Raw genomic sequence first — 10383 nt, forward strand, 5'->3', positions numbered from 1 at the left:
TCTGCTATGGCGCATGAGCACATAACGAGGGGTTAGGCGCTGGAGCTAGACAATTCTCGAAACCAAAATTTATACTTTCTTTACTATTAAAAAAAAGAACGGGATCATCTCCCGTCCTCTGTAGCCATTTGTATTCAATTTAATTAACGAGCAAAGCCACCGCCTAATTGCGATTCAGCCATAGAAACCAAGCGCTTAGTGATTTCACCACCAACAGAACCGTTAGCACGTGAAGTAGTGTCAGCGCCAAGGTTTACACCAAACTCTTGAGCAATTTCATACTTCATTTGGTTAAGAGCTTCTTGTACCCCAGGAACAAGTAATTGATTAGAGTTGTTGTTTGCCATGTGATCTTCACCTCCTTGTGAGTATAGAATGTGTAGAATCACATAGCATCATACTTAAATCCCATTGGTAATTGTTTGTAAAAACACAAAAATCATACATCCGTTTTATGATTAACTAAAATAATTCATCAAATTCTGATTGATGTTCACTGCCAGGCTTTATATTTATCATTTCTGTCTCTTGGACCGCTTCCCGGATCAGCGGTTCAAATCAAAATAACTTTCAAACTGATTAACTTTTTCCCGTTTCGGTTTTGTTTTTGGCGAAGCTGGCACAAAGATAGTACAGCAATCTTCAAATGGGCGATTTGAAATTTCAAATGTATCAATTTCTTCTGCGATTTTAATAATATCGGTTTTATCCATCGAAATCAAGGGACGTAAAATCGGTGTATTCGTTACCTCATTGATTGCGTACATACTTTCAAGTGTCTGGCTTGCAACCTGGCCAAGGCTCTCTCCGGTTACAATTGCCAAGCCTTCCCTTTGTTCTCTAATTTCATCGGTAATTCGCAGCATCATTCGCCTTGTTGATGTCATCGTATAATTTTCCGGCACTTGTTCGCGAATGGCTTGCTGTATGTCCGTAAACGGAACAATGTGCAATTTAATCGAAACATTTGCGATATCAGATAGTTTTCTTGCCAAATCAATGACCTTTTCCTTTGACCTTTCACTTGTGAATGGCGGGCTGAAAAAATGAACTGCCTCAATTTCTAATCCGCGTTTCATTGCCATATAGCCTGCCACGGGGCTGTCGATCCCGCCTGAGAGCATAAGCATCGCTTTGCCGCTCGAACCAAACGGCAGCCCGCCTGCTCCTTTAATTGTTTCGCACGATAAATAAATTGCTTCTTTTCTCACTTCTACACGTAAATTGATATCAGGATTTTTCACATCGACTGTTAACCCTGGAATCCGGCTCAATAAATATCCGCCGACTGTTTCATTAATTTGATTCGTGTCCAGTTCAAATGTTTTATCGGATCTTTTGCCCGTCACTTTAAAAGTTTGGCCTTCTTTGTAACGCGACCTGACTAGATCAAGACAAGCCTGTTTTAACGCCTCGACATCGCGCTCAACTTTGATCGCAGGGCTGAAGGATTGAATCCCAAATATATTCTTTAATCTTTTGATAATTTCTATGCCATTTTCTCCATTCAATATGACATACATCCGGTCGCGGCTTGCTTCAATTTTGATCTTCGGGAAAGAAATCAAGGCAATCCGAACACTTTTCCTTAGCTTATCTACAAATTTATTACGATTCCTGCCTTTGGTAGAGATTTCCCCATAGCGGATTAAAATACGATCATAATTCATTTAACTCATTACCTTTCGTAATTGATCTAGAGTATCCTTGACAGCCGTTATCACGGTTTCGGCTTCTTCTTCTGTATTATCATAAGAAAGACTGATTCTTATAGAACTTTCCGCCAAACCTTCCGGAACTCCCATCGCGAGTAATGTCTTACTTGGTGTTTTCTTTTTTGAAGAACATGCACTTGTTGTAGAAACATAAATTTCCTTCTGTTCAAGGGCATGAATAAATACTTCTGATTTTATTCCTTCAGCAGAGAAATTGACAATATGCGGGGCGGCATTTTCAACTGGAGTGTTTAGATGGATTCCATTCATGTCCACTAAACTATTTCTTAACAGACTTTGGATTTTTTTCATCCGTTCTAGTCCAGTTTCCTGTTTCATCAATGTCAGCCTTAAAGCTTTCGCCATTGATACCGCACCTGCAACATTCTCAGTGCCGCTGCGAATTTTCCGCTCTTGATTGCCGCCGGAAAATAGCGGTGTCAGTCTCACACCATCTCGAATATATAATATACCAGTACCTTTTAGACCATGAAATTTATGGGCGGAAAGCGAATATAAATCGATTCTGTTTTCATGAAACAAGAGAGGAACTTTGCCAATCCCCTGTACACCGTCAACATGAAAAAGAATACTGGGATTGCTTTTCAACATATCGCCAATTTCCTTAATCGGCTGAATTGTACCAACCTCATTATTGACATGCATAATCGAGATTAAAATCGTATCTTTGCGGATCGCACTTTTCACATCATCAACCGATATCCTACCATCACCATTTACAGGCAGGTATGTAACTTCAAACCCCTCCTGCTCTAACTGTTCCATTGTATTGTAGACAGAGGCATGTTCGACACTCGTTGTAATAATATGGCGTCCTTTAGTCCGATTCCAATATGCTGCGCCTTTGATTGCTATATTGTTACTTTCAGTACCGCCTGAAGTAAAGTAAATTTCATTCGTTTTTGCTGATAAAAGTTTCGCAATTTGTTCCCGTGCTTGGTTTAACAGTTTTTCAGCCTGTCCCCCAAAGCCGTGAAGTGAAGAAGGATTCCCGAAAAACTCGCTAGAAACTTTAACAAAGGAATCCAATACTTCTTTATACGCTTTCGTTGTTGCACTATTATCAAAATAGATCATCGTATCACCTTCCCTATTGCCGAAATAAATCTTATCATAAAAGTAGAAAAGCGAAAAGGCGCCCATCTAGCAATGATATAGGGAATAACCGCCCTGCAAACTAATCAAGAGATCAGTCTCCCTTAATGTGTACAGAAGGTCTTTCTGTATCCATGTACAATATATTTAGAAACAAGAAAAAACCGATCCTTCCTAAATTTGGCTGAATCGGTAACAAACTTTTTAAACCTCGACAGTAGCTTTAATTTTTTTCAAGGCATCAGGGTCAACACTCTCAAGAGAAGCTGCAACCTGTTCTAACGCTTCTTGGTAATGATATTGCCGAAACGAATTTTCCGCTTCAGCTAAAGCTTTGGCAACAGAAGCATACTTGCTCCGATATCGGTTTCCGTATTGGATTGCTTTTTCAGCAAGCGTAGCATTTTCAATTAATTCCATTGTTACGGATACAAGTTTTTCTACTGTTAAGACGGCAATTTCAAGATACTGATTTAACGCTTGAATGTTGAGCGGCTTTTCTTCTAGCTGAACTCTCACATTTTGGATACTGTCACTGGTATCCTCGATCAGATATTTATAATCTTCCGGTATTCCCGGAACATTGCTTTTTTCAACCAGACGAACTGTCTCGTTAACCTTTTTTGTTAACTCTTTCAATTTCCCTCGTGCTTCCAGTTCATCTTTTCTTAGCGCTTGAAGTTTCTTGGCAAAGTCTTGCTGCCCTTCGCGTATAAGTTCCAGCCGCTCCTTAACCTCACCTAATTCTTCACTGATGACAGTTTGAGCCGTTTCATTCATCTTGATTTTCTCCTGCAAAATTTCATATCGCTTAAATACAGCCAAAAGTTCTTTTTCCAAACTAGTAACAGCCTCTAAATCCTGATCTGACAGCTGATAACTGCCTTGGACATGGAGAAATTCATCCGCAAGTTTTTGATGTTCCTCCTCTGCAGCAGCCAAAAGCTGACTGGTTAATTTTTCATTTTTCTTAACAAATTGTTTGGCATATACCTCTTTTTCTAAAAGGTCAAACAAAATGTCAATTCGCTCTTTTATTTCTTTCAATTCCTCAACAGCCTTTTCAATTTCTGCTGATTCAATTAAGGCTAAATTCTCAGCCAGCTTTTCACGCAAATGCCCGATTTCCTCTTCAACATGAAGATGCTCTAAATAGTAGTCCTGTTCCGTCATTTCTTTAAAACCATCCAGCACTTCGGACAACTGATTGGGCACAAGTGATTGACATTCAATTAAAAGCTGCGGAATTAAGTCCATATGGTTTTTAATCTTAGTAAGCTGACTATGAATCAGTAAAACTGTTTCACGGGCCTCAAGGTAATTTCCATTCTCAGTTTTTTCTTCATACTCTTGAAATTTTATCGTTATATGATTTAACTGTTCTTCTAAATGCTTCTCTGCACTGCCAAAACTATGACGGTGAGCAAGTAACATTTTTCTCGTTTCCCTGTATAACTCCTTTAACTGTTCAATTTCTTCGCGGTTTTTCTCCTCACTTCCAACTAGTTCATGCAATTCTTCCAAAATATTCTTGATTTGATTTTCGGTTTCCTGTAATTTGTTCGCAATATCAGTTTGAACTTCTTTAGCTTTTCTAAATCGATAACGGTCTATGTATTCTTCGGCATTAAAAAGCATTTCATCCAATTTTGGAAGCTTCACCGTGATAATATCATCCCATTGATTCCGCCAGTGCTCAAATAGTTCTTCTGTTTGTCCGGTCATATTCAACTGTTTAACTTTGGACAGCTCATCCGGAACCGGACGTTTAAATAGATCAATTTTCCATGCTTCTAATCGATCCATTTCTTTAAAATACTTTTTCTTTATGATATATCCTGTTACAAAAAAGATCAGTAAGAGGATGAAAAATCCAATGAAATATATCATATTAAGCCTCCCATTCCAAAAGCACTTGAATCCATTCACTATATATCAAATAACCTTATTTTTTTAAAAGTAAAGAAAGGATAAATTCTGACTTCGAGAATTGTCCAGCGCAAGCGGCCTAGTCCCTCGGGACAAACAACCTTCTTCACTAAAAGTCCAAATATCAGATTTTAGTGAAGAAGAACATTTGCCTGTCGGGGCTTACCAAGGCGCTTGCGCTTTTCTTATATTCAATGCTTTAATGATACCATGTAAACGACAATTTTTGACCATTGTTTTCAATTTTTTTGTAAAAGAAATCAAAAAATATGAATTTTATCGAGACGGATTAAAAAAAGCGCAAAAATGAGGAAATGCTTAAGGGGAAAACAATCAAAAAGCACTGCGCTGAATGGAGGATTGGTCCTTTCCAGCTAGTGCTCCCTTAAAACAGTATAAAGTTCATTCATCTCTCTCATCACTTTTTAAGTTTATTTTAGGATTGCTTCTTTTTTGATGTTTACCGCTGAAGTCAGCGTATTGTCAATCCATAAATATAATTCCTTCAAGTATTTTTGCTCAAAAAACTTTTCGTTTGGAAAAATATACAATACTTCCCTCATATAATGAGTATTCATAAACGGCATCATCAATAATCCTTTTAACTGTATAAGCAAATAAGGTATAGAATGCGGTCGAAACTCATTCCATTCAAATCCTCTTTCAAAGATCTTTTCAAAATAGTACTTTTCCTTTAAGGAATAAGTTGCCATAATTTCGCGCGCTATTTGGGAATCAATGGATAATTCTCGATAGATACAGCTGGCAAGCTGATAATTTTCACAGTGGAAATGCACCAGATCTGCTATAATGCGTTTTAAACATTCTTTTGCCCCTTTCTCAATTGATTGATAGGATTTTTCAATGATTCTGATATATTGTTCAAAAAAATGAGTAAAACAATATTCCAATAATCCAGCTTTATTTTCAAAGTGATAGGCAATTGTTGCTGTATTAACTTTAGCCAGGTTGGCAATATCCCTTACAGACGTGCCATCATAGCCTTTTGAGTTAAACAAAAGAATGGCAGCTTTCACAATTTCATCTTTTGAATCCTTTTTCATCGGCTCTCCCCTCCTTTGGAACAGCAGAATCCCACAATATACAAATTCTTGATGTTAAGGCCAATTCCTTCATGAAAAAGTCGACAAACTCTGCCTGTTTTCTTCTTAATCTGATAAAATATATGTAGAAAACAAAAGAAATTAGGTGAAGAACATGTTCAATGTCGAAAAATACACAGGGAACCGTGAAGAAAATTACCAGCTTCTAAAAAAACAATTACAAGCCTTAATCCATGATGAAAAAAATAGAGTAGCAAATCTCAGCAATGCGTCTGCCCTATTAAACCAGTTTCTTGACAGGATTAACTGGGTCGGTTTTTATTTAATGGATACCGAGTCAGAGCTTGTTCTAGGCCCATTTCAGGGGCTGCCTGCCTGTATACGCATCCCGCTCGGCAAAGGTGTATGCGGAACAGCAGCCTTGAAAAGGGAAACGATTCGTGTCGCAGATGTGAACCAATTTCCCGGCCACATTGCCTGTGATGCTGCTTCTCAATCCGAGATTGTCATCCCGCTTGTCAAGAATGGACAGCTGATTGGCGTATTGGATATCGATTCACAGGAAATCAATCGTTTTGATGAAGTAGATCAAAAACACCTGGAAGAGTTTGTGGATCGATTAATGGAACAAATATAAAGAAAAATCCGCCAATGGCGGGTTTTTCTTTATATTTGTTCCAATGCTTGTTCCAAGTCCTCAATTAAATCTTCCCACGCTTCAAGACCTGCAGATAGTCTGAGCAAATGATCTCCAATTCCCATTTTTAAGCGTTCCTCTTTTGGCACTACTGCGTGGGTCATGGTGGCAGGGTGCTGAATTAATGTAGCCGTTTCTCCTAAACTGACTGCAATCTTAATAATTTTTAATTGATTCATTAATTTTTGAGCCGTTTCTTTCGTTCCTTCGACAGAAAAGGCAATTAGGGCCCCAGGCTGTTTCATTTGTTTTTTCATAATAGAATAATCCGGGTGTTCCGGATCTCCCGGATAATGGATAGCAGCGATTTTCGGATGGCCTTTTAAAAACTCAAACAGCATAGCCGTATTATACGATTGGCGGTCCATGCGAACGGGTAAGGTTTTTAACCCTCTTAACAGCAGCCAGGCATCAAAAGGAGATATAACGCCGCCCATATCTTTTTGAGTTGTGCGTGCAACCAGTTTTATAAACTCCTTATCGCCAATCACCAAACCAGCAATGACATCACCATGACCGCAAATATATTTTGTCGCACTGTGAATCACAATATCACAGCCATGATTGATGGGAGTTTGTAAGTATGGTGAGCAAAATGTATTATCAACGACAACAGGGATACCTTTTTCTTTCGCAGCTTTTGCAATCATGTTAAGATCCACAAGCTTCATCGTCGGATTAATGGGTGTTTCAATATAAATGCAAGCAGTATTGGGGCGAATTTCTTCGATAACGGTTTCATAGGAGTCCATCGAAGAGAATTGATGTTCGATCCCATACTTTTGTTTCAACAACTGAAGCAAACCAAAAGTACAGCCATACACCCCTTGGGAGCATAAAATATGATCACCTGTTTTCGTTAAAGCAGTAAATACAGCACTTACTGCAGCCATTCCTGAAGAAAAGGCCAATGCTGCTTCCCCATTTTCTAGAGCGGCCATTCTGTCTTCTAACATTTTCACTGTTGGGTTTCCCAGACGCGAATAGATAAATCCATCTTCTTCACCGGCAAATCTTCTTTCCCCTTGTTCGGCATTCGTAAATATAAAGGTAGATGTTTGATATATTGGCGGAGTTAAACTTCCATGATGTTCTTCGGCACTAAATCCCGCATGAATGACTTCTGTTTCAAATCGCTTTTTGTTTTCGGTCATTATTAAGCCCCCTGCCTTAAAGTGAAAACGATTTCAATTTCTATTATATTATATGATGATAAATGGTCCACAGTTAAGAAAGTGATCCAAAATCCCACTTGACTTAGAGGCTATGAAAATTATATAATATCCTTTGTGTAAAATATTGCAGCCTAAGAGACAATGTTAATCTGCTCATTTTGTTCCTCACAAGGAGTTCATCTTTGTGATGGTGCATCGCGTAACTCTATGCTGCTGGAGCGATGGTGCATGAAAACAAAATGACGATTATAGTTGTTTCGTTCGCGGTTTTTATTTTACCAAATAAAAACACAAAAAGGAGGAGTCTTTCATGGCTCGTTATACCGGCCCAAGCTGGAAATTATCCCGTCGTCTTGGAATTTCTCTAAGCGGCACAGGTAAAGAATTAGAAAAGCGTCCTTACGCTCCTGGTCAACATGGTCCAAACCAACGCAAAAAGCTTTCTGAATACGGATTGCAATTGCAAGAAAAACAAAAACTTCGTCATATGTACGGCGTAAATGAGCGCCAATTCCGCAACTTGTTCGTTAAAGCTGGCAAAATGAGCGGTATCCATGGCGAAAACTTCATGATTCTTCTTGAATCACGTCTTGATAACATTGTTTATCGTTTAGGACTTGCCCGCACTCGCCGTGCTGCACGCCAGTTAGTAAACCACGGTCATATTTTAGTGGACGGTTCACGCGTTGATATTCCGTCATACCGTGTAACTCCTGGCCAAACGATCAGCGTTCGTGAAAAATCACGTAACCTTGAAGTAATCAAGGATGCTCTTGAAGCAAACAACTTCGTACCTGATTACTTAACTTTTGATGCTGACAAATTAGAAGGCACTTTCACCCGCCTGCCAGAGCGCTCTGAACTGCCTGCTGAAATTAACGAAGCATTAATCGTTGAGTTCTACTCTCGATAATTATTTTTTTCCAAATCCCTATACCATATGGTATGGGGATTTATTTTTTGCTGCTCACTATTTATGCCAAGTTATTTGACATCTTAAGCAAGTTGTGATACAAAAACTATAAGTTAATTTTTGAATAAAGAAGCATTGATGGGAACCAATTGTAGTTCTTCTATCCCTGTTCCAAGAGAGACAGCGGCAGGTGGAAGCTGTCACATATAGAGGAATGAATTACATCCCGGAGCATTCTCTGTGAAATTAGAGTAGCAGAGAACGGTAATAACCGTTATTTTAATTGAGTTGGAGGAGCAATCCTCAAGCCGGGTGGTACCGCGAGTTTTTCGTCCCTGCAATTAGCAGGGGCGTTTTTATTTTTTTAGGAGGTAATGAAAATGGAATTATTACAGGATTTGCAATGGCGTGGGGTTATTTACCAGCAAACGGATGAAGATGGCTTAAAAGATCTTTTAAATAAGGAGAAAATTTCTCTCTACTGCGGTGTTGACCCTACGGCTGACAGTATGCATATCGGTCACCTGCTGCCGTTTTTAACACTTAGAAGATTCCAGCAGCATGGCCATCGTCCGATTGTCGTTGTCGGCGGGGCAACCGGTCTTATCGGCGACCCAAGCGGAAAAAATGAAGAACGGAAGCTGTTAACTTTGGAAACTGTTCAGAAAAATGTCGAAGGCATTAAAAAACAGCTTGAATCCATTTTTGATTTTTCCGGTGAACACGGTGCAATTATGGTCAATAACTATGATTGGGCTGGGTCGATGGATGTTGTGACCTTTTTACGCGATATCGGGAAACATATTGGGGTTAATTACATGCTGGCAAAGGATACAATCGCCAATCGACTCGAAACAGGTATTTCGTTTACTGAATTTACGTATACGATATTGCAGGCAATGGATTTCAATCACCTTTATGACCATCATAACTGCAAATTACAAATCGGGGGTAGCGATCAGTGGGGCAATATCACCTCAGGACTGGAATTAATCAGGAAAACCCATTCTGAGGATGCAAAAGCGTTTGGATTAACCATACCGCTAGTTACAAAAGCCGATGGAACAAAATTTGGAAAGACAGAGAGTGGAGCTGTTTGGCTCGATCCAGAGAAGACAACCCCGTATGAATTTTATCAGTTCTGGATCAACACGGCTGATGCAGACGTTGTCAAATACCTGAAGTTTTTCACCTTCCTTTCACATGATGAAATAGAACAATTGGCAACAGCCGTTCAGGAAGAACCGCATCTTCGCAAAGCCCAAAAGACTTTAGCCGAAGAAATGACCCGCCTGATTCATGGTGAAGAAGCATTACAACAGGCAATCAAAATTTCACAAGCATTATTCAGCGGTAATGTTAGAAATCTGACGGCTGCTGAAATCAAGCAAGGTTTTAAAGAGGTTCCATCCTATGTGGTGCAAAGTGAAGCCGAAAATAACTTGGTAGAGTTACTGGTGGCTGCAAACATTTCCCCTTCCAAGCGCCAGGCCCGTGAGGATATCAGCAATGGAGCCATTTCAATTAATGGCGAAAAAATTACAGATACTGCCTATACCCTTCAAGCAACAGATAAAATCGAAGGACAGTTTACGATTATCAGAAGAGGCAAAAAGAAATATACGTTGATTAAATACTAAGAATTTTACTAGCAGGTAACCAAATTTTAATGTTTGGTTACCTTTTTTTTAAAAGTAAAAGAAAGATTTTGACTTCGAAAATTGTCCAGCTCCACCGCTTAGCCCCTCGTTATGTGCTCCTGCGCCATAGCAGA

General features: G+C 39.2%; 8 protein-coding genes, 1 pseudogene and 1 other annotated feature. Of the genes and pseudogenes, 3 read left to right on the forward strand and 6 right to left on the reverse strand.

Annotated features, from left to right (window positions below; all coding sequences use genetic code 11):
• Positions 1–143 precede the first annotated feature (143 nt).
• The 5 genes and pseudogenes from BFU02S_RS12285 to refZ all read right to left on the reverse strand — a co-directional run bounded on the left by BFU02S_RS12285 (position 144) and on the right by refZ (position 5824).
• Positions 144–347 (reverse strand): alpha/beta-type small acid-soluble spore protein, encoded by a 204-nt coding sequence (locus BFU02S_RS12285; protein ID WP_066371037.1) that lies wholly within the window; start codon positions 345–347, stop codon positions 144–146.
• Between the two features lie 115 nt (positions 348–462).
• Positions 463–1670, reverse strand: a pseudogene (gene thiI / locus BFU02S_RS12290) (tRNA uracil 4-sulfurtransferase ThiI).
• The gene (locus tag BFU02S_RS12295) at positions 1671–2813 is read right to left on the reverse strand and encodes a cysteine desulfurase family protein (protein ID WP_066371052.1); all 1143 of its coding nucleotides are present in this window, start codon (positions 2811–2813) and stop codon (positions 1671–1673) included.
• A 222-nt stretch (positions 2814–3035) separates the two neighbouring features.
• Entirely contained in the window at positions 3036–4721 is a 1686-nt protein-coding gene (ezrA, locus tag BFU02S_RS12300) for a septation ring formation regulator EzrA (protein WP_066371039.1), read from the reverse strand.
• Positions 4722–5191: 470 nt separating this feature from the next.
• Complete coding sequence (gene refZ / locus BFU02S_RS12310) at positions 5192–5824, reverse strand: forespore capture DNA-binding protein RefZ (RefSeq protein WP_066371045.1); 633 nt, start codon at positions 5822–5824, stop codon at positions 5192–5194.
• Positions 5825–5978: 154 nt separating this feature from the next.
• Between refZ and msrC the strand changes: the two genes are divergently transcribed.
• Positions 5979–6461 carry a free L-methionine (R)-S-oxide reductase MsrC gene (gene msrC / locus BFU02S_RS12315; RefSeq protein WP_066371046.1) on the forward strand — a complete coding sequence of 161 codons (483 nt, stop codon included), beginning with the start codon at positions 5979–5981 and terminating at the stop codon, positions 6459–6461.
• 29 nt (positions 6462–6490) lie between these two features.
• Here msrC and megL read toward each other — a convergent pair whose 3' ends face one another.
• Positions 6491–7675: a methionine gamma-lyase gene (gene megL / locus BFU02S_RS12320; protein ID WP_066371047.1), complete on the reverse strand. Its 1185-nt coding sequence runs from the start codon at positions 7673–7675 to the stop codon at positions 6491–6493.
• Positions 7676–8006: 331 nt separating this feature from the next.
• On the opposite strand from megL, the gene rpsD reads away from it, so the two are divergent.
• Together rpsD and tyrS are read left to right on the forward strand one after the other, a co-directional pair.
• Positions 8007–8609 (forward strand): 30S ribosomal protein S4, encoded by a 603-nt coding sequence (rpsD, locus tag BFU02S_RS12325; RefSeq protein WP_066371048.1) that lies wholly within the window; start codon positions 8007–8009, stop codon positions 8607–8609.
• A gap of 126 nt (positions 8610–8735) precedes the next feature.
• Positions 8736–8949: a binding site (T-box leader), on the forward strand.
• A gap of 40 nt (positions 8950–8989) precedes the next feature.
• Entirely contained in the window at positions 8990–10249 is a 1260-nt protein-coding gene (gene tyrS, locus BFU02S_RS12330; RefSeq protein WP_066371049.1) for a tyrosine--tRNA ligase, read from the forward strand.
• The last annotated feature ends 134 nt before the right edge of the window (positions 10250–10383 follow it).

The organism is Neobacillus fumarioli NBRC 102428 (genome assembly GCF_001591485.1).
Classification (GTDB): Bacteria; Bacillota; Bacilli; order Bacillales; family Cytobacillaceae; genus Neobacillus; species Neobacillus fumarioli.

What these genes read in the sequence shown, in the direction of transcription:
- BFU02S_RS12285 (WP_066371037.1), bottom strand. Translation starts at nt 347, where the DNA reads ATGGCAAACAACAACTCTAATCAATTACTTGTTCCTGGGGTACAAGAA.
- BFU02S_RS12295 (WP_066371052.1), bottom strand. Translation starts at nt 2,813, where the DNA reads ATGATCTATTTTGATAATAGTGCAACAACGAAAGCGTATAAAGAAGTA.
- ezrA (WP_066371039.1), bottom strand. Translation starts at nt 4,721, where the DNA reads ATGATATATTTCATTGGATTTTTCATCCTCTTACTGATCTTTTTTGTA.
- refZ (WP_066371045.1), bottom strand. Translation starts at nt 5,824, where the DNA reads ATGAAAAAGGATTCAAAAGATGAAATTGTGAAAGCTGCCATTCTTTTG.
- msrC (WP_066371046.1), top strand. Translation starts at nt 5,979, where the DNA reads ATGTTCAATGTCGAAAAATACACAGGGAACCGTGAAGAAAATTACCAG.
- megL (WP_066371047.1), bottom strand. Translation starts at nt 7,675, where the DNA reads ATGACCGAAAACAAAAAGCGATTTGAAACAGAAGTCATTCATGCGGGA.
- rpsD (WP_066371048.1), top strand. Translation starts at nt 8,007, where the DNA reads ATGGCTCGTTATACCGGCCCAAGCTGGAAATTATCCCGTCGTCTTGGA.
- tyrS (WP_066371049.1), top strand. Translation starts at nt 8,990, where the DNA reads ATGGAATTATTACAGGATTTGCAATGGCGTGGGGTTATTTACCAGCAA.